We start from the raw sequence: 21,403 nt of genomic DNA on the forward strand, positions 1-21,403 counted from the left end.
ATAATTAAAGTCAGTTCTGAAATCCATAGATATTATTAACAAAACGTTGAAAGGGTGATTATAGTGCTATATATTACAGTTGGGGCAATAGTTGCAATATGTATTTTAATTTACATGGTGGTAAGAAAGAATTTAAATTATTATAAAGAAGAGAATCTACTAAAAGAAATTCCAACCATAAATGTGAATCGAGAAGATTTAGAAAAACATGCCTTTGAAATAGCACGTTATTATTCTGATATCAAGAGTACTAATTGTAAGAAAAAGCTTATTAGTAATTTGGATAGAAGCTACGAAAAAATTTTAAAAGGCTATGATAAGATAGATAAACAAGAAAAAAATAAAAAAGAGGTATTGCCTGCTGCAGAATGGCTTTTAGATAATTTATACTTAATAGAGAAGGAGTATAAAAACATAAAATATAATATGCCACAAACATATTATAATGACCTACCAGTGATATACAAAGGAGTTATGAAGGGTTATCCGAGAGTTTATCATATTGCTATAGAAATAGTATCCCACACCGATGGTAGGGTGGATGAAAGTGTTATTGCAAATTTTGTAAGGGCTTATCAAAAGAGCACCGCACTTACGTCTGGTGAACTTTGGGCTATTCCTATAATGCTGAGAATAGCCTTAATCCAAAATATCAGTAATATAACTGAGAAAATTGTTAATGCAGAGCATAACAAAAAAGAAGCAGAACTGGTTGCGGAGAAATTAATTAATGCTTTTAACGAGGGTAAAATTGTTACAGAGATATCATTATTAAAAAGTCAAAAGCTTACGTTTAATTCTCATTTTACAGAAAGGTTATTGAAACTATTAAGGGATAGTGGTATTGATTCTAAAGAAGTTTATCATTATATAGATGAGAAACTTGAATCACAGGAAACAAGTTTAGAAAAAACGATATCCCTAGAACATCAAATAGAAGCTAGTTTTCAAATATCAATAGGAAATTCTATTAATAGCATAAGAATTATTGAAGGTTTAAATTGGAAAAAATATTTTGAAAAGTTAAGTTCTGTAGAAAGTGTTTTAAGGGAAGATCCCAGCTGTACTTATGGAGAAATGGATTTTAAGTCAAGAGATAAGTATAGACATATAATAGAAAAACTATCTAAACATACGAAGATTCCTGAGTCATATATAGCCAAAAAAGCTATTGAATGTTGTAATGAATGTGAAGTCTCAGAAAAGAATTTCTATAATAAGCATGTTGGTTTTTATTTGATAGATGAAGGAATAAAAGAATTAAAGGAAAAAATAGGATATAAGAACACATTCATAGAAGGGATTAAAGAGAGGATAAAGAAGAATAAAGAAAATTTTTATATAGGTACTATTGTTGTATTTACAATACTAATAATATGTCTATTTATTGTGTTTAGCCTATTAAATGATAGGTCTATATCACTATGGAGATATGTTTTAGCTACAATTGTTATATTAGTGCCATGTAGCGAAATAACAATATCAATTTTTAACTGGAGTGTAAATGTTTTGGGTTCTCCTTCATTTATACCTAAAATGGCTTATAAAGAAGCAATACCAGAAAAATATAGTACAGTGGTAGTAATTCCAACCATATTAAATAATCCGTCTAGGGTAAGAAGTTTGGTACATGATTTAGAAATTTACTATTTAGCTAATGCACAAAGCAATATGTATTTTGCATTACTAGGAGATTTTGTGGATAGTGCGGATAAAGAGGAACTTAGAGATAAGGAAGTAGTAAGTGAAGGACTTCTAGCAATAGAAGCATTAAATAAAAAGTATTGCAGTGATGAGCAAAAGATATTTTTCTTTTTTAATAGATATAGGCAGTACAATAAAAAAGAAAACAAATGGATTGGGTGGGAAAGAAAACGTGGAAAGCTTATGGAATTTAATGAGTTTTTGAGGGGAAAAGAAAATACTAGTTACAATGTAATAAGCAGTAATGCAGAGTGCCTTCGAGTGATTAAATATGTTATTACATTAGATGCAGACACAAAGCTGCCAAGGGATTCTGCTAAGAAATTAATAGGGGCTATGGCACATCCACTAAATAATGCTATGCTAAATCATAGTAAAAAGAGCGTGGACAGGGGCTATGGGCTTATGCAACCAAGAATAGGGGTATCTATTCTGGCTGCAAATAAAACTCTATTTTCAAAGATTTTTTCTGGCGAAACAGGAATAGATATGTATACTTCTGCGATTTCTGACGTATATCAGGATTTATTTGGTGAGGGTATTTTTACTGGAAAAGGAATTTATGATGTAGATGTTTTTAATTATATGTTAAAGGATGAAATACCTGAAAACACTGTATTAAGTCACGATTTGTTAGAGGGGTCATATGTTAGAACTGCATTGGTTACGGATGTTGAATTCATAGATGGATACCCAGCTTATTACAATTCAAGTTCTATGAGATTACACAGATGGACTAGAGGAGATTGGCAGCTACTTCCTTGGCTTAAAAAATCTTCACCTTTAAGTAAAATATCTAAGTGGAAAATAGTGGATAATTTAAGGAGAAGTTTAATAACACCTTCTATTATGATTTTGATCCTACTTACTTTAAGTGGAGTATTGCCTGATGGTACGGATAAGTGGTTTGTTACAGCTTTTGTTGCGATTCTAGCACCTATACTTTTTGATGTAACAGAAGCTGTAGTTTCCCCTGCTAAAGGTATAAGTTTAGTGGGTAAAATTCAGAATAGCAAGATGGCTATAGAACAGGTATTTTTAATTTTTTGCTTTATACCTTATCAAGCATATATTATGCTAGATGCCATAATTAGAACCTTATATAGGGTAACTTTCAGCAAGAAAAATTTATTGGAATGGCAGACGGCAGAAGATGTTGAAGTAAAACTAGGGAAAAAACTTAAAAATTTTATAGCTTCAATGTGGGTAGCTAGTGCCGTTTCGCTTTTAATTTTATTCTTAGCATTCAATTTAGATGTGAGTATTGGGTTCATTAGTATACCTTCATGTACTCTTTGGTTTTTAAGCCCTGTAATTGCTTATGTTATAAGTAAAGATAGAGTAATTGAAAGCTTAGAAATGGTGGAAGAAGAAAAGATTTTCCTTAGGAAATTAAGTAGAAAAACTTGGGCGTATTTTCAGGATTTTATCAATGAGGAGAATAATTTCCTCGGACCAGACAATTACCAAGAAGATCCACCTAATGGAGTAGCATATAGAACTTCCCCAACGGACATGGGTATGGGTTTAACTGCAAATTTAGTTGCCTACGATTTAGGATATATAGGTACCATAGATGTTGTAAGCAGAACAGAGAAAAATATTACTTCAATGGAAGACATGGCTACCTACAAAGGTCATTTTTATAATTGGTACGATACTAGAAGCAAGGCACCGCTGTACCCTAGATATGTTTCCACTGTTGATAGTGGAAATTTAGTTGGTTATCTTTGGATAGTCACAGAGACGCTAGAGGAATATTTGAGAAATCCAATATTTAATCCTCAGCAAGTTAAGGGTATTCAAGATACAATGAGGCTGGCTAGTGAGGAAATAGAAGCAACTCTGGGAATAAAAGAATCATACAAAGTAGCTATAGAGAAGATAGACATTAATAAAATAGATTTTAATTTATGGAAAGTATTACTTATAGATTTAGAAAGTAAGATTATGGAAATGGAAAAAAATAATTTAGGAAAAGAATTATATTGGAATAAAAAACTAAAAGATGATGTGAATAGATTTTTAGAGGAAATAAATGAATTTTTTCCTTGGTCATATTATATTAGTCAAAAAAATCTTGATTTAGACCTTAGTAATTCTTTACTTAGCATAATTGAAAAAACACCTTTAAATAACATTCCAAATAAAATAACTAAAGTTCTAAATATGTTAAGTGGTAAGTCGAAAAAAGATGAATCAATAGCAAAACTAAAAATTATGTTGCAAAATACAAAAGAAAGATCTAAGGTAATTATTTTGGACGTAGAAAAATTAAAAGAAAGAATAAATGTTATGGCAGAAGGTACGGATTTTAAAATGTTATATGATAAAGACAGGGAACTGTTTAGTATTGGATATGATGTTGAAAATGATAGTTTAGGTAAGAGCTATTATGATTTATTAGCATCTGAGTCGAGGCAAGCTAGCTTTATCGCCATAGCAAAGGGTGATGTTCCTAAAAAACATTGGTTTGTGCTCGGAAGATCTATGACTCTTATGGGTAAAGGGAAGGGATTAGTTTCTTGGAGTGGAACCATGTTCGAATACTTGATGCCCCTTCTTATAATGAAAAATTATCCAGGCACAATGCTAGACGAAACTTATAAAGCTGTGATTGAGGCACAAAAGAAATATTGCACTGAGAGAGGGGTGCCTTTTGGAATCTCTGAATCGGCATTTTATAATTTTGATGTAAATTCAAATTATCAGTATAAGGCATTTGGAATAGCGGGAGTAGGCCTTAAACAAGGTCTGGCAAATGAACTGGTTGTGGCGCCTTATGCAACAATTATGGCATTGCAAACTGATTTTGTAGGAGCATATGATAATCTTAAAAAGCTTACGGATGAAGGATTAGAAGGAATTTATGGGTTTTATGAAGCTGTGGATTATACTAAAAATAGAATACCTAAAGAGGAATCAAAGGCAATTATTAAGTGTTTCATGATTCATCATGAAGGGATGAGCTTAATGGCTTTGGATAATGTATTAGAAAATAATGTTTTCCAAAAAAGATTTCATAGGATTCCAAAAGTTAAAGCTACGGAGCTACTACTTCAGGAAAGAGTATCTAAGAGAGTAGTGTATGATAGAGAACATAAATTTAATGTTTCAGAAAAAAATATGGGAAAACAAAAGATTATAGTAAGGAAATATACAACAGCAAAAACAGAGTCACCAGAAACACATTTAATTTCTAATGGAAATTATTCACTAATGATTTCTAATAGTGGATCAGGGTATGCTTCAAGAAATAGAACTATGATTTATAGATGGAAGGAAGATGTGACTAAAGACAACACGGGAATGTTTATCTATATAAAAGATGTGCGTGAAAATGAGTACTTTAGTGCAACTTATGAACCATGTAAAAAGGAGGGGGATAGTTATGAAGTAACTTTCGCATTGGATAAAGCTGAATTTACAAGGAGTGACAGTAGTATCACAACTAAAATGGAAATTACTGTGTCTACAGAAGATGATTCAGAAGTTAGACGATTATCAATAACAAATCATGGCACCGGCAGTAAAATCTTAGAAATAACCAGTTATTTTGAAGTAACGCTAGCTCATTATGATGCAGATATAGTTCACCCAGCTTTTGGTAATCTGTTTGTAAAGACAGAGTATATAGATAATCCTAGTTGTATATTGGCAACTAGAAGACCTAGGGCTAAGGGTAAAAAACAACCTTGGCTTATGCAAACCGATGCAACAGATGGAACTACTGTAGGAACTATTCAGTATGAGACTAGTAGAGTGAATTTCATAGGACGTGGTGAAAATACAATACATCCGGCAAGTATGAAGAAAAACTCGATTTTATCTAATACTGTAGGAGCGGTGTTAGATCCTATAGTGAGTATAAGAAGAAAAGTTAAGATAAAAGCTGGAGAAACCTGTGTTATAGCTTTCACTACAGCAATAGCCAGTAGCAAAGCTGAGGTAATAAGTTTAGCTAAAAAATATAGTGAACTTCACAATGTAAATAGGGTATTTGAGCTTGCTTGGAGTCAAACCCAGGTGGATATGAAATATTATGGACTGAAATCTACCCAAGCAAATTTATATCAAGTAATGGCATCTAAGATCTTGTTTTTAAATTCTACTTATAAAGAAAGAAGTGGATATATAAAAAATGTAAAGAAAGGGCAATTTGCTCTTTGGTCATATGGTATCTCAGGAGATTTGCCTATAATGCTACTTATAGCAAGAGAGAGTAAAGATAAAGATTTAGTTCGCCAACTTTTGAATGCCCATGAGTACCTTAGCCTTAAAGGGTTAAGAATTGATTTGGTGATAATAAATCTCCAGAAAGTCTCATATGATCAACCTTTACAAACAGATATTGTGGATTTGGTTGGAAGTAGTCACTTAAGAGGTAAAGAAAATAAACCAGGTGGACTATTTATACTTAATAAGGCTACTATCTTAGATGAGGATATAGAACTTTTGATAGCTATATCTCGAATAGTTATAGATTCCTCAAAAGGAATGTTAGTATCCCAAATTCACAACAATAGTAAAAGAATAAGAAAGCAACCAATATTAGAAAAGATAGAAAGTACACTTACATTTGTTCCACGCATATTTAATATAGAGCACTTAGAATACTTTAATGACTTAGGAGGCTTCAATGTAGAAAATGAAAACTATACTATTCTGCTTAAAGATTTTAATAATACCCCAGCACCATGGATAAATGTAATTTCAAACGGTGATTTTGGATTTCATGTGTCAGAATCTGGATCAGCATATACTTGGCATAAAAACAGCCGTGAAAATAAAATAACTACTTGGTCTAATGACTGGATAAGTGATGAATGCTCAGAAGCTATATATCTTAGAGATGATACTTTTGGGAATGTGTGGAGTATTACACCTAAACCTATAAGAGATGGTGGAGAATACTTAATAGAACATGGATTTGGACATTCAGACTTTAAACATGAGGCTTTTGGGATTATGGGCGAAGTTACGATGTTTGTGCCTATGAATCATAACCTTAAGCTATGTAAAATAAAACTTGTAAATAATAGCAATATAGCTAGAGAACTCTCTATAACCTACTATGCAGAACTTGTTATGGGGGTTGTACCTCAACATACTGCAGAGCATATTGTTACTTACTTGGATGAGGAAAAGGAATATATATATGCTACCAATTCTTATAGTCAGCATTTTGGAAAATTAAATGCTTTCTTAAAATTATTTGGTGGCGTAGATCAAAGTTTTACTGGCGATAAGGGTGAGTTTTTAGGTAGAGGAGGAAGTGTAGAGAGCCCAGCAGCGTTAAAAAGAGTAAGACTTTCAAACAATGTTGGAGTTGGACTCGATCCATGTCTAGCAGTTACTTCAAAAATTCATTTAGAGCCTAATATGGAGATTGAACTAGTAGCTATGCTAGGTGAAGATGAGAATTTAGATAATATTTCTACTACTATTATGAAATTTGAAGATGTTAAAAAAGTAGATTCTGAATTAGAAGTGGTGAAGAATTATTGGAATAAGTTACTTCACACTATCCAGGTTAAGACTCCAGATAAGAGTATGGACTTAATGCTCAATGGGTGGCTTATGTATCAAACTATAGTATGCAGATTATGGGCAAGAACAGCCTTTTATCAGTCTGGCGGAGCATATGGATTTAGAGATCAGCTTCAAGATGTTATGCCAGTGTGTTTAATAGAGCCTAGCATGACAAAGAAACAAATTTTGTATAGTGCTTCAAGACAATTTGTTGAAGGTGATGTTCAACATTGGTGGCATCCAGTGGTAGATAGTGGGATAAGAACAAGATTCTCAGATGACCTATTGTGGCTACCTTTTGTCACTATGGATTATATAAAAAATACTGGGGATTTTGCTATTCTTGATGAGCAGGCTGGATATTTAATGGATACGCCACTAGCCGAAGGTGAGGACGAAAGATATAATATTTCAGGAAAGGCAGATTTTACAGGGAGCATATATGAACATTGCATAAAAGCTATAGATAAGAGTCTTAAATTTGGTACTCATAACATTCCTCTAATGGGAAGTGGAGATTGGAATGATGGAATGAGCACCGTAGGTAACAAGGGAAAAGGTGAAAGTGTATGGCTAGGATGGTTCTTATATAATATACTAGAAAATTTCACGGAGGCCTGCAAGTATAAAAAAGATGATGAAAGAATTAAGATATACTGTGATATGCAAGAGTATATAAGGGTAAATCTAGAGGAGAATGCATGGGACGGCGATTGGTATAGGAGAGCATATTTTGATGATGGTACACCACTAGGTTCATCTAAAAATGAAGAGTGCAAGATAGATTCCCTATCTCAATCCTGGTCAGTTATAGCGGGAGCTGCAAAGAAAGAAAGAGCAGGGTCGGCTATGAAGTCGTTAGAACGTTATTTAATAAAAGAAGATAAGAGCATGATTCTACTTTTAACTCCACCTTTTAGCAAATCTAATTTAGAACCAGGTTATATCAAAGGCTATGTACCTGGAGTTAGGGAAAATGGTGGCCAATATACACATGCTGCAACGTGGGTAATTCTTGCCTTTGCAAAACTTTCAAAGACGGATAAGGCAGCTAAATTGTATAATATGATAAACCCTATCAATCATACAAAAACGTTGCTTCAGTGTGAGGAGTATAAAACTGAGCCGTATGTAATGGCTGCTGATGTTTATGGGAAAAGGCCTCATGTAGGACGAGGCGGATGGAGTTGGTATACTGGGACGTCAGGATGGATGTATACAACGGGTATAGGAGCTATCCTAGGTTTTAAGTTAAAAGAAGGAAAAGGGTTTACCGTTGAACCCTGTGTTCCAGATGAATGGTCACAGTATGAGATTATTTACAAAAAAGATAATTTTGAATATGTGATTGAAGTTAAGCGACAGGGAGAAAAAGGTATTTGGCTTGATGGAAAATTATGTGATGATGGGTTAGTACCATTTATCGATGGAGTGCATAAAGTAGAGGTTATAATTTAAAAAAGAAAGGTAAGACTTCTATGTAGAAGTCTTACCTTTTAAAAAAAAGTCATTTGTTTTATTATTTTATTATAAATTAGAATTAAAAAAATTAATCTTCTATATCTGGAATTTCTTGACCACCGTTATAGGTGTAATCAAACTCAACATTAGAAATATTATTAGAAACTATAGGGTCAGTTACTGGATCGGGTAGTGTTGTAAAATCATCTTTGGTTTCTGAATAAGATCTTATTTCTCTGGGTTCTATATCATAAAAATCCCTTTCATGAGGTGCATACGTATTTAGTACTTTTTTAGACATGTTTATACCTCCTTTTATAGTTATATTACAACTTTATATTATATAGTGTTCCACACAATCGAGAAAAAAATGAAGGTAATATTAGTTAAAAGATTATAGATGAATAGGATGTAATAGTTTAGCTCAAAATATATAGATAAATAATTAATTTTTATTTAAAAAAGAGGAAACAATTAAGAAATGTAGAATATATATAATTGTTATCTATAAATAACTGTTACAGATTAAAAAAATTATAATCAGTATTTATAGAGTTAAATTTAAAGGAGGAATAATAAATGACACAATTAAGACAAATTTACAAATGTGAAGTATGCGGTAATATAGTTGAAGTGGTTCATAATGCTGGAGGGGTTTTAGTTTGTTGTGGAAAACCAATGACACTAAAATCAGAAAATACTCAAGATGCAGCGGTTGAAAAACACGTTCCTGTAATTGAAAAAATAGAAGGCGGAATTAGAGTTTTGGTTGGAGCAGTAGAACACCCAATGATCGAAGCGCATCATATTGAATTCATTGAAGTACATACAGAAAATAAGGTGTACAGAAAATACTTAAAACCAGGTGAAAAACCAGTGGCAGAATTTAAATTAGAAGAAGAAGTTTTATACGTACGAGAATACTGTAATTTACATGGTCTTTGGAAAGCATAAAATAGAGATTTTGATTGACAATTTATGCGGGTAGGAATATCATTATTTAAAGACATTTAAAATGTTCATAATGTATAGTCGTTGATGAGAAGTAAGTAGATTTAAAAACAGATTTACAGAGAGTCGTAGATGTTGAAATTACGATAATTATGTTTAAATTGAATGGGTCTCTAAGACTCGGGATGAAGTATAGTAGTCCTTGACGTAAGCCTTACGTTATAAAGGCAGGATATCGTAACGTATCTGTTTGAGTAGAAGCTGGAAGCATAGCTTCTAAGTATTAGGTGGTACCGTGTATATACGCCCTATGGATTTATCCGTAGGGCTTTTTTTCATTTAGCACATTTAAAATAATGAAAAAATCATATATTGAGTAGAGGGCATATGAACAAGTTTTAGTAATTCTTAATTCTTATATTTATAGATGCGTAAAGAAAAACACATGTTTGAGCGATAGCGAGTTTGTGTTTTTTAGCAGATGTAAATATAAGAATTTTAGAATTACTTAACGATGTGAATTAGCATTCGGATCAATGTATGATTTTCATTCATTATTTATATTATAGGAGATGATTATTTTGGAAGGCGATAAAAAGGTAATATTTAGTGGGATTCAACCTTCGGGAGATTTAACCCTGGGGAATTATTTAGGAGCCATAAAAAATTGGGTTAGGTTACAAGAAGAATATGAATGCTATTTTTGTGTGGTGGATTTGCATGCTATTACAGTAAAGCAAGAACCAAAAGATTTGCGAAGAAGAACATTAGAGGTGTTAGCTATTTATTTAGCTTCAGGCATCGATCCTGAGAAAAATACCATGTTTATTCAATCACATGTTCCAGCTCATAGTGAGGCTGCTTGGCTTTTAACATGTTCTACTTATATGGGAGAATTAAGCAGAATGACTCAATTTAAAGAAAAATCTAAAAATAGTGAAAGTATAGGGGCAGGATTGCTTATTTATCCGGTGCTAATGGCAGCTGATATTTTATTGTATCAAACTAATTTAGTGCCTGTAGGAAAAGATCAAACTCAACATCTTGAAATTGCCAGAGATATAGCTGAAAGATTCAATAAAACATATAGCGATACATTTGCAATACCTGAACCATATATAGCCAAACTAGGGGCTAAGATAATGGATTTACAAGAACCAACTAATAAAATGTCTAAATCAGGAGAAAATGTTAATGGATATATTTTAATAATGGATCCACCAGAAGTAATTAGAAAAAAAGTTAATAGAGCGGTTACGGATAGTATAGGAGTAGTTAAGTATAATGATGAGCAATTAGGTGTTAAAAACTTAATGACAATACTAATGACTATAACTGGTATATCTGTAGAAGAAATTGAAGCAAAGTATGAAGGTTTAGGTTATGCTCAATTTAAAAGGGATGTAGCGGAAGCAATCGTTTCAGAACTTGAACCTATACAGATTAAAGTCAAGGAATATATAGCTAATAAAGCTTTCTTAGAGGAAATTTACAAAAAAGGTGCTGAAAAGGCTTACTATGTTGCTAGTAAGACACTAAGGAAAATGCAAAAGAAAATAGGATTCATACCAAGGTAGAGGCAAGAGCTTTGGAATAGAAGATTAATTTACAAAGAATGAAAGCTACTAAAATCTTAATAATTGTTAAGATTTTCGTGGTTTTGTCTTCGTTAAGTACAAGCGTAGTTGACATATATGCTCATAAAAGCTAAAATCAATAGGTAGAGAATATAGAAAAAAATTTTTAAATTGCTCCAGCTTAGAGAGTAATTTTAGGAATATATACATAGTACAATAAAAATACTAAAAAAAGGAGAATGATAACTTTGCTGGATTACATAAAAGAGATTCAAAAGAGAAGAACGTTTGCTATAATATCCCATCCAGATGCAGGTAAAACTACACTTACAGAAAAATTATTATTATATGGAGGCGCTATAAGGCTTGCAGGTTCAGTTAAAGCTAGAAAAGCTTCTAAACATGCAGTTTCTGACTGGATGGAAATAGAAAAACAAAGAGGTATTTCTGTTACGTCATCAGTTATGCAATTTAATTATAAGGATTTTTGTATAAATATACTTGATACACCAGGACATCAAGACTTTAGTGAAGATACTTATAGAACCCTTATGGCAGCAGATAGCGCAGTAATGGTTATTGATGGTGCAAAAGGTATAGAGGAACAAACAAGAAAACTGTTTAATGTATGTAGTATGAGAGAAATACCTATTTTCACATTTGTTAACAAGATGGATAGAGAATCTAAAGAAATCTTTTCACTTATGGAAGAGATAGAAAATGAGCTTGGAATCAAATCTTACCCAATAAATTGGCCTATAGGTTGCGGGGTAGATTTTAAAGGTGTTTATGATAGACGGACAAAGGAAATTATTGTTTTTGATGATGGAAAGCATGGTCAAGTAGAAGCTAAAGAGACTAGAATTAGTATTGATGATGAAAAGGCAATTGAGTTTATAGGTGAGGATTTTTATGAAAAGCTTATGGAAGATATTGAGCTTTTAGATGTAGCAGGAGATGACTTCGATTTAACCAAAGTTAATGCTGGAGAACTTACACCAGTATTTTTTGGAAGTGCTGTTACTAATTTCGGGGTTGAACCTTTTTTAAATGATTTTTTAAAACTGACCTCGGTACCATTACCAAGAAATTCAAGCATAGGAAAAATTGATGTTTTTAGCGATGATTTTTCTGCCTTTGTATTTAAAATACAGGCTAATATGAATAAAGCTCATAGGGATAGAATGGCTTTTATGAGAATTTGTTCTGGAAAATTTGAAAAAGGCATGGATGTGTATCATATGCAAGGTGGTAATAAAATAAAATTAGCACAACCACAACAATTTTTAGCACAAGATCGAGAGATAGTTGATACGGCTTATGCAGGAGATATTATTGGAGTTTTTGATCCAGGTATATTTAGCATAGGAGATACAATATGCCCTTCTTCAAATAAATTTAAGTTTGAGGGCATACCAATTTTTGCACCAGAATTTTTTGCAAGGGTTAGAGCTGTTGATACCATGAAGAGAAAGCAATTTATAAAGGGAGTAACACAAATAGCTCAAGAAGGTGCAATTCAAGTATTTAAGGAACTTCATATTGGAGTTGAACAAATTATAGTTGGGGTTGTAGGAGTGCTTCAGTTTGAAGTATTAGAATTCAGACTTAAAGACGAATATAATGTGGATATTAAGATGGATAGGTTATCATTTACACAGATAAGATGGATTGAAAATAGTAACATAGACAAGGAAAAACTTAATTTGACTAGTGATACTAGGATAGTTAGAGATTTTAAGGACAGAGACCTACTATTGTTCCAAAATGAATGGGGTATTAGATGGGCGCTAGATCATAATAAAGGCTTAATTCTATCAGATATGGGTAAGAGTGACGACTAAAAAATTGAAATTTAAAAAATAAAATAAAAATCTCTTGAAATTATTTCAAGAGATTTTTTTTATTTGGAAGTTTTTACATGATTTTATTTCGACTAGAGATAGCATCAATTATAAATACAATAGCAGCAACTATTAGTAAAATATTAATTAAATTGTCACCTATGCTTAGGAGTATTCCAATTAACCAAAATAAAACTACAAAGCCACCTAACCAACGTAAAAAAGTCACAGGATCACCTCCAGGTATTTAAAAACAATTTGATAGAGACTGAAAAATGTTTGTTTTAGTTTTGACTTGTAATTATATTTGATGATTAAATACTAGATATAGTATGTATTACTTTAGTAATGTATATGCAAGATATAAATGGAATTATTTTTTTAAAAAGTGTATGGATACATTTGAAAAAAAAATAATATTGTATATAATGATATTAGATAAAGATTTAAAACATATTAAGTTCTAGGGGGACAAACATGGAAAATAGAGTATCAAAAACTAAAACAATTGACATAGTACAAATCGGAATTATGGCAGGGATTATTTATATTGCAACATATTTAATTAAATTACCCGTGGGACAAAGTGCTGTATTTCATATAGGCGATAGTATGGTATATTTAGCTGCCATACTACTAGGAAAGAAAAAGGGATTTATAGCCGCAGCACTTGGCATGACTATATTTGATTTGACAACTCCCTATTTTTTCTGGGCACCTTTTACATTGATTGTAAAAGGTGGGATGGCATATATAACAGCTATGATTGCATACAGAAAAGGCTACAGTGGGGATAATATTTGGAATAATTTATTTGCATTTGTAGTAGCAGGTGTATGGATGGTCCTTGGGTATTTAATGTCAGGTTTTTTAGTATATAAAATAATCTCTAATAATGCACTAGTTGCCTTTGCAGATATACCTGCAAATATAGGTCAAGTAATAGTAGGTATTGCTCTTGCTTTGCCATTATCACTAGCTTTGGCCAAAAATAATAAAAAACATGAATTTATAAAATAGTGAAAAGGCTTAGAATATAATATATTCTGAGCCTTTTTTAACTTAAATTATTTTTATGATAATTCCGGTCTTTACTTTGTTTTTTTAAATAAAACACACTAAAAATTATCGATGGTATTAATATAAAGCTTATAACAGACAGATAGACATAAAGATTTAAAAGCTTATATAATAATAGTACTTTAGCAGAAATGAAATATGAAATTATGAAAACAAATAATGTAATAAAGTAAATCCAATATTTATTAAGGAAACGAAGATTTTTAAATAGAATTAGTATAGCATTTAGCGTTAATACATATTTTATAAACCAACCACCTACCATCTGTAGCATTACAAAAAACTCGCCAAACTCTAAAAAATCGAAATAACTAACTAACTGAGTTTGTATAAGCTTGGGGTAGTTAATATTTAAGGCTCTAACCACGCCGAAGGTACTTATAATACCAACAGTTGAAAAAATCTCCATTTGTATTACAATTAATATTGCAATTATGCAATGCTTTGTAATTTTTGATTTATTAACTACTCTAGATAAAAATGGAATGCAAACGGCTATACTGCCATAGCATCCCAGCGCTTTTATTACAGATAAAATAAAAGAGGGAGTGACGCCATTTGCCATTATAGGGAGCAGATAACTATAGTTTTTATACTTAGCTGTAAGAATCGCTAGGTTTGTACCTGCCACCATTATAAGACATATCCCGATAATAGTAACTATAGTTATTGCCCTAGTGCCCTTTTTTGTAATATAAATCGCGGGAATTAATATAAATAAAAGGAAAAACCAAGGGGGAGTGTCTGAAAGCATATTTACATGTAAGGCATTTGATTCTACTGAAGCACTTTCTATTAAGCTGATAATTAAAGTTATGATAAATATTATCAAAAAAATATTTCCCATTTTTTCACCTAAAGCTCTATGGTATATTTCACTCATATTATAGCAATTTGTTTTCTTACAAACAAAAAGTATATAAATAAAATAAAATAATACAATAATTGAGGCAATAATAACGGAAATCCACGAATCCCTTCCACCATATACGATGAATACGTTTGGATAAGTCTTCATTGCTACAACAGAAGTTCCCCAAATTATGAATATTAAATGTTTTGTATTTAGCTTATCCATTTTGCATCATTACCTCCTTTTGTTTCAATAATGTAAGTCATAGAAATAAATTCACATTACATTAGTAGTATTTCCCAATTTGTGAATATTAAACTCAAATGTTACAAATAATAAATATGGTGATTATAATGGAAAATATAAATATAGATTATATTAAAGAAAAATTTAACAATAGCTACGATGTGAAATACCGAGAGATAGAATGCGAACTAGGAGTAATATCTGGTGTATTTATCGATGACTTGTGTGATTCCAAATTTATTAGTGAATATATATTTAAGCCTCTAATGGAAAATAAAAATTGGACTGTAGATTTAGAGTACGTAAAAAAGGATGTATTATCAGCAAATGTAATCGGAGATATTAATAGTAATGATGAGGCTATATCACACGTTTTGGCTGGGGACTTGGTGCTTATATTTCCTTTTGCAAATAAAGCAATTTATTGTGAGGCAAAAGGGTATGTGAGGCGGGGGGTTGGCATTCCACCTACAGAAAATGTTATTAAGGGTCCAAGAGAAGGATTTACGGAAGCATTTGTAGATAATGTAGCGCTTATACGACGGAAAATAAAGAATTCAAATTTAAAGTTTGAAACCATAATTTTAGGAGAGCAATCTAACACAGTAGTTGTCATATGTTATATAGAAGGTGTGGCACCTAAAAAACTTGTGGATTATATAAGAAAAAAGGTGTCTAATATAAAATTAGAGTTTATATTAGATGCGAATTATATTGAGACAGAATTAAAAAATAAGAATTCAGCTTTTGACACAATAGGTACCACCGAAAAACCGGATGTGGCAGCATCTAAGCTTTTAGAAGGAAGAATAGCAATAATTGTAGATGGAACTCCTTTTGTTATCACTGCACCATATTTTTTCCTGGATAATTTTCATGCTCCTGATGATTATTATTCTAATAGATATTTTGCGAATTTATCGAGACTTACGAGAGTGCTTAGCTTTTTCTCAGCTAGCCTATTATCAGGATTATATGTGGCTATAGCTTGTTTTCATTTTTCGCTTGTTCCTACGGTATTTGCAGTAAAGTTCACTATTTCAAGGGCGGGTGTACCACTCCCTACAGTTATAGAGCTATTATTAATGACTTTTTTCTTCCAACTACTTAGAGAGGCTGGGATAAGATTGCCACAGTCCATAGGTCAGTCAATGAGCATTGTTGGAGCTTTAATCTTAGGGGATGCTGCAGTGGGAGTAGGAATCGCATCGCAAAGCACAGTAGTAATTGTGGCACTTTCGTCTATTTCTTCATTTTTGGTACCAAAGCTTTATGGTGCCCTAGCCATATGGAATATAATTATTATTTTCATTTCTTCAGTGCTAGGGCTTCCGGGATTTTATATCGGCTTTTTTATTCTGATCTCTCATTTGGCGGGGCTTGAGAGTTGTGGATATCCATATTTATTTCCGTTAGGGACACTAGAAACTTTTAAATTTAAGGATTTGTTATATAGAAGGGATCTTAGTGAGATATCAAATAATATTTTTGATAAGGATGATTACAATGAAAAAGTATAAAAAAATATTAGTTATAAGCTGCATAGTAATGAATTGCTTTACTATGACATCATGTTTTAGTTATAAGGATGTTAATAAAATTTTATTTGCTACTGCCCTGATAGTAGATGTAGATGATGACGGTAATCCTATAATATATGTTGAAACTTTCAAGGGAGCAAGAGGAACAACACCTGAAGGAACTGATGAAAGGATCATATTTAAAGGAAAAGGAAAAACAATGTTTGAAGCTGTTAGAGATTTGAATACTTCATCTAGTTATAAACTAAATTATACTCAGAATAAGGCTATAATATTTACTGAAAAGGCAGCAAAATTCGGTATTGACAATTTTATAGATTTTTTTGATCGCGATCAAGAATTTCTTATAAGACCATATATTACAGTATATATAGGGGACCCAGAAAAGCTTATTAATTTAAATATTCTTCAACAAAAGTATATTGGATTTTTCATAACGCAGCTTATAGAAAATATCGGTTCTTCTTCAAGAGCTGTAAAACTAAGTTTAAATGAATTTTATGCTCAAAGAAACATGGGGGATAAAGCCAACGTAATTACCATAATAAATATAACAAAAGATAACTTAACGCCAAAATTAGAAGTAAATGGTGGAGCGGTTATAGAAGGTGATAAAATGGTTAGCATATTACAAAGAGATGAAGGGCAAGGTTTTAATTTTTTAATGAATACTATTTCAGGTGGTTCTTTAGAAATAACGAATCCATGCGATATTAATCAATTTGTAACCTTAGAAATTAAAAAATCTAAAACTAAGACTGAAATTAGCTATTATGATAATATTGTTCATTTAAAAAAGAAAATTAAAGTTAAGGTGGATTTTGCTGAAGCCCAAAAAAGTATAATATTTACTGATGAAAACATTACAAAAATCCAAGAGAAGTCAGAAGAAAATATTGTGAAAGCGTGTAATATTTTATTTGCAAAATATAAGGGAATGGGGATAGATATATTTGATATAACAGAACAATTTTATCAGAAGTATCCAAACATAAAGATCGAAGATATTATTAATAAAACAGAGTTAAAAGTGGAAGTAGAAGTAGAAATAATGAATATAGGGTCTGTTAAGAATTTTGATTAAAAAGACGATGGTATTCCATCGTCTTTTGTTGTAAACTAGAGTTATAAAAAATAAATAAATTATCATCGAAACATTGTATAACTATAAACATAGTATATTATTATAGCGGCTTGGGGTGAAAGTATGGATGCAAAAAAAATTAGTTTGCTTTTAAAGAGGGATGAGGGTACAAAATTAGACTTTAAGCAAAAAATCGATATATTTATTGAGAGTGGTAAAAAAGAACTGGCAAAAGATATAAGTGCTATAGCTAACTCTCGCGGAGGAAGAGGATATCTTGTTATTGGAGTGGAAGATAAAACAAAAAAAATTATAGGTATTGATGCTTCTGAATTTAAAGAGGAGCAGCTACAACAAATTATTAGTTCAAGATGCGAACCTCCGATTCCAATATCCGTAGATTTTGTAATATACCAAAGTAAAAACTTAGCAATTATAACTATATATGATGGTGGTCAGAAACCCTATCAGTTAAGGGAAAATGGTGCTTTTTATATAAGGCGAGGATCTACTACAGATACCATGAGGAAAGAAGAATTAATCTCGGTCCTTCAAGAAAATTTAAACCTTAATATTGAAACCATGCCCATTATTAGTAGTGATATTAACACCCTTAATTTTGATATAATTGATAAATACTTTTTTAATAAGGGGATTTTAGTAAATGAGGAAAATAGGTTGGGATTTATGGACAATACAGGAATAACCTTTATTGAAAGGGATTACAACAAAAGAGTAGTGACACTTGGAGGTTTATTAGTATTTTCTTCAGTTAATAGTATCTATATACCTCATAACATGATAAAAATAATAAACAAAGTAAATAGTAACTTTGATGAGGTTATGATTATTCAAGGGAATTTATTAGAGATGTTAGATAGTGTGGAAGAATTATCCAAAAATATATTCCCAGTAAAGTACCCTATAGCTGCAGTATATGAAGCTGTAAAAAATGCAATACTTTATCGAGATTATACTATATTTTATAAGGAAATTGAAATAATAATAAACTATAATAGTGTAAGCGTAGTAAGTCCGGGAAGCCTATTATTTTCTACGAAAATTAGTAATCATAATTCTTTAAAAAGAAATATGTGGATATATGATAAGTTAATAACCTTAGATGATAGAAAGAGATTTGCAAAATCAGGAAGGGGCTTTGCGGGAATGAAAAAAGCTTTTGCAAAATATGGAAAAGTAATATTTGTGGATTCTGAAAAGGATAATAGTTTTAAGGTGATTTTTCCAGGGATTAAAATTTTTATTTAATAAACTATAATATTGCAATAATATTCTGAATATTATATAATATGTATAACTATATTGTGTGCTGTGTAGACCTGTTTAATAATTGTCTGGTTAGGTTAGATAAAATAGGAGGCGGTTAACATTATTCATGTATTTTGCGGTAGAAAAGGTTCAGGTAAAACTAAAGCTTTGATTAAACTTGCCAACGAGAAAGTTGACGAAGTTAAAGGAAATACAGTGTATATTGATGATGACACTAAGGCTTTACTACAACTAAGTAGTAAAATGAGGTTTGTAGCTACAAATGATTTTAATTTAAAAAGCAATAATGACTTTTACGGTTTTTTGTGCGGTATGCTCTCTAAAGATTATGATATTGATACCATTTTTGTTGATGGTGTGTTTAATATTATAGATGATAAACTTGAGCATATGGCACAATTGTTTTCTAAAATAGACTCTTTAGCAAAGAAATACAGTGTGGATTTTTTTGTAAATGTTAGTTGTGAAAGCACAAATCCACCAGAGTTTTTAAAGGATTATATCGCATAATTTGGGTGAATAATATTTTGTATTGAGCATATGCAGGGATTTAGACCTGAATATGCTCAATACAGATGAAATGGGCGAAATGAAGAGTATACAGAAGATAAGTAAGTTTGATGAGGTAAAATAGCAATTATAACATTTGAAATATTCTAAATACATATATATAATTAAAAGCATAAAATTTATATTTAAAAGGCTATGAAAGAAAAAAGTAACTATAAGAATTATTCAGAGAGCTAGTGGAAGGTGTGAACTAGTTAAGGGCTATAGTGAAATACATTCTGGAGCTTTAAGCTGAAATAAAGTTATCTTTAAATTAAGCTGAGACGGACTTACCTTACGTTATAAGGCATGAGCGGATTGTTAAATCAATTTGGGTGGTACCACGGAATTATTTCGTCCCTTTCTTAGGGGGCTTTTTTTATTTTAATCACATTTTAATTACAACCATCAACAAAATGATGTAATTAATAAATAGCAAAAAATAAGGAGGAATTATTTATGGAAAATGTATATGATATACTTTTAGAGCGAGGATACATAAAACAAGTTACTCATGAAGAGGAAATGAGGAAAATATTTGAAACAGAAAAGGTAACATTTTATATAGGTTTTGACCCGACTGCAGATAGTTTACATATTGGCCATTTTATTGCTATGATGTTTATGGCACATATGCAAAGGGCAGGTCATAGACCCATAGCTCTAGTTGGTGGTGGGACTGCAATGATAGGTGATCCATCAGGTAAAACAGATATGAGAAAAATGCTTTCAAAAGAAGAAATTGATTATAATATATCCTGCATTAAAAAACAGCTTTCAAAACTTGTAGATTTCAGTGATGGTAAAGCTATTCTAGAAAACAATGCTGATTGGCTTTTAAACTTAAATTATGTGGATTTTATTAGAGATATTGGGGTGCATTTTTCAGTAAACAGGATGCTTACGGCTGAGTGTTTTAAACAGAGATTAGAAAAAGGGTTGTCTTTCTTTGAGTTTAATTATATGCTTATGCAAGGATATGATTTTTTAGTGTTAAATCAAAAGCATGGATGTACTATGCAACTCGGCGGAGATGACCAATGGTCTAATATAATTGCTGGTATGGAGCTTATACGAAGAAAAGAAAGTAAACCTGCTTATGGTATGACCTGCGGCCTACTTACTAACAGCGAAGGCAAGAAGATGGGTAAAACGGAAAATGGTGCTCTGTGGCTTGATGCGAATAAGACATCTCCCTATGATTTTTACCAATACTGGAGAAATGTTGCAGACTCAGATGTGGAAAAATGTTTATGCTTACTTACTTTTGTAGAGATGGATGAGATTAGACGATTGTGTGCTTTTAAGGATGAAAAAATTAATGATGCTAAAACTGTTTTAGCTTTTGAAGTTACGAAACTTATCCACGGAGAAGAAGAAGCTATTAAGGCGCGATCTGCATCAGAAGCATTATTTGGTGGTGGGGTTAACATGAGTGACGTTCCTACCATATCAATACCAGTAGATATGAAGAATGCTCAGTTAATGGATATATTAGTGCATACTAAAGTGGTACCTTCAAAAGCGGAAGCTAGAAGGCTAATTGAGCAAGGTGGATTAACAATTAATGATAAAAAGATAGAGGATAAAAATGCAACACTTTTAGAAGAATATTTTAAAGAAGGCAGTGTACTTATTAAAAGAGGAAAGAAAAAATACTATTCTTTAATTATAAAGTAGGAATATAATAG

The 21,403-nt window shown here is 31.6% G+C and carries 13 protein-coding genes and 2 other annotated features; of the genes, 10 read left to right on the forward strand and 3 right to left on the reverse strand.

From position 1 onward, the window contains the following. Nucleotides 1-63: 63 nt before the first annotated feature. Nucleotides 64-8,694, forward strand: a complete 8,631-nt coding sequence (locus JJD95_RS00465; RefSeq protein WP_291639232.1) for a glucoamylase family protein — start codon at nt 64-66, stop codon at nt 8,692-8,694. 91 nt (nt 8,695-8,785) lie between these two features. On the opposite strand, the gene JJD95_RS00470 is transcribed toward JJD95_RS00465, so the two are convergent. Beyond that, on the reverse strand, nt 8,786-8,998 hold the full coding sequence (locus JJD95_RS00470) for a hypothetical protein (protein WP_291639234.1): 213 nt from the start codon (nt 8,996-8,998) through the stop codon (nt 8,786-8,788). A 278-nt stretch (nt 8,999-9,276) separates the two neighbouring features. On the opposite strand from JJD95_RS00470, the gene JJD95_RS00475 reads away from it, so the two are divergent. The 3 genes from JJD95_RS00475 to JJD95_RS00485 all read left to right on the forward strand — a co-directional run bounded on the left by JJD95_RS00475 (nt 9,277) and on the right by JJD95_RS00485 (nt 13,069). Further along, a complete protein-coding gene (locus JJD95_RS00475; RefSeq protein WP_291639236.1) occupies nt 9,277-9,651 on the forward strand; it encodes a desulfoferrodoxin in 375 nt (124 codons plus the stop codon). A gap of 72 nt (nt 9,652-9,723) precedes the next feature. Next, nucleotides 9,724-9,962 (forward strand) — a binding site (T-box leader). Nucleotides 9,963-10,229: 267 nt separating this feature from the next. Beyond that, nucleotides 10,230-11,225 (forward strand): tryptophan--tRNA ligase, encoded by a 996-nt coding sequence (trpS, locus tag JJD95_RS00480; protein ID WP_291639239.1) that lies wholly within the window; start codon nt 10,230-10,232, stop codon nt 11,223-11,225. A 248-nt stretch (nt 11,226-11,473) separates the two neighbouring features. Beyond that, a complete protein-coding gene (locus JJD95_RS00485; protein WP_291639240.1) occupies nt 11,474-13,069 on the forward strand; it encodes a peptide chain release factor 3 in 1,596 nt (531 codons plus the stop codon). A 73-nt stretch (nt 13,070-13,142) separates the two neighbouring features. Here JJD95_RS00485 and JJD95_RS00490 read toward each other — a convergent pair whose 3' ends face one another. Next, nucleotides 13,143-13,298, reverse strand: coding sequence for a DUF5670 family protein (locus JJD95_RS00490; RefSeq protein WP_291639242.1), 156 nt, complete (start codon nt 13,296-13,298; stop codon nt 13,143-13,145). A 248-nt stretch (nt 13,299-13,546) separates the two neighbouring features. Between JJD95_RS00490 and JJD95_RS00495 the strand changes: the two genes are divergently transcribed. After that, nucleotides 13,547-14,089, forward strand: coding sequence for an ECF transporter S component (locus tag JJD95_RS00495; RefSeq protein ID WP_291639244.1), 543 nt, complete (start codon nt 13,547-13,549; stop codon nt 14,087-14,089). 37 nt (nt 14,090-14,126) lie between these two features. On the opposite strand, the gene JJD95_RS00500 is transcribed toward JJD95_RS00495, so the two are convergent. After that, complete coding sequence (locus JJD95_RS00500) at nt 14,127-15,227, reverse strand: endospore germination permease (protein ID WP_291639246.1); 1,101 nt, start codon at nt 15,225-15,227, stop codon at nt 14,127-14,129. A 128-nt stretch (nt 15,228-15,355) separates the two neighbouring features. Between JJD95_RS00500 and JJD95_RS00505 the strand changes: the two genes are divergently transcribed. The 5 genes from JJD95_RS00505 to tyrS all read left to right on the forward strand — a co-directional run bounded on the left by JJD95_RS00505 (nt 15,356) and on the right by tyrS (nt 21,392). After that, a complete protein-coding gene (locus JJD95_RS00505; RefSeq protein ID WP_291639248.1) occupies nt 15,356-16,768 on the forward strand; it encodes a spore germination protein in 1,413 nt (470 codons plus the stop codon). Next, nucleotides 16,755-17,873, forward strand: coding sequence for a Ger(x)C family spore germination protein (locus tag JJD95_RS00510; protein WP_291639250.1), 1,119 nt, complete (start codon nt 16,755-16,757; stop codon nt 17,871-17,873). Before JJD95_RS00505 ends, JJD95_RS00510 begins: the two co-directional genes overlap by 14 nt. Before the next feature lie 123 nt (nt 17,874-17,996). Further along, entirely contained in the window at nt 17,997-19,142 is a 1,146-nt protein-coding gene (locus JJD95_RS00515) for an RNA-binding domain-containing protein (RefSeq protein WP_291639251.1), read from the forward strand. Between the two features lie 168 nt (nt 19,143-19,310). Beyond that, entirely contained in the window at nt 19,311-19,673 is a 363-nt protein-coding gene (locus JJD95_RS00520; protein WP_367114760.1) for a hypothetical protein, read from the forward strand. Nucleotides 19,674-19,859: 186 nt separating this feature from the next. Beyond that, nucleotides 19,860-20,077, forward strand: a binding site (T-box leader). 94 nt (nt 20,078-20,171) lie between these two features. Then, nucleotides 20,172-21,392: a tyrosine--tRNA ligase gene (gene tyrS / locus JJD95_RS00525; protein ID WP_291639253.1), complete on the forward strand. Its 1,221-nt coding sequence runs from the start codon at nt 20,172-20,174 to the stop codon at nt 21,390-21,392. Nucleotides 21,393-21,403 lie beyond the last annotated feature (11 nt).

Source organism: Clostridium sp. (genome assembly GCF_016650035.1).
In the GTDB taxonomy this organism is placed as follows: domain Bacteria; phylum Bacillota; class Clostridia; order Clostridiales; family Clostridiaceae; genus Clostridium_AD.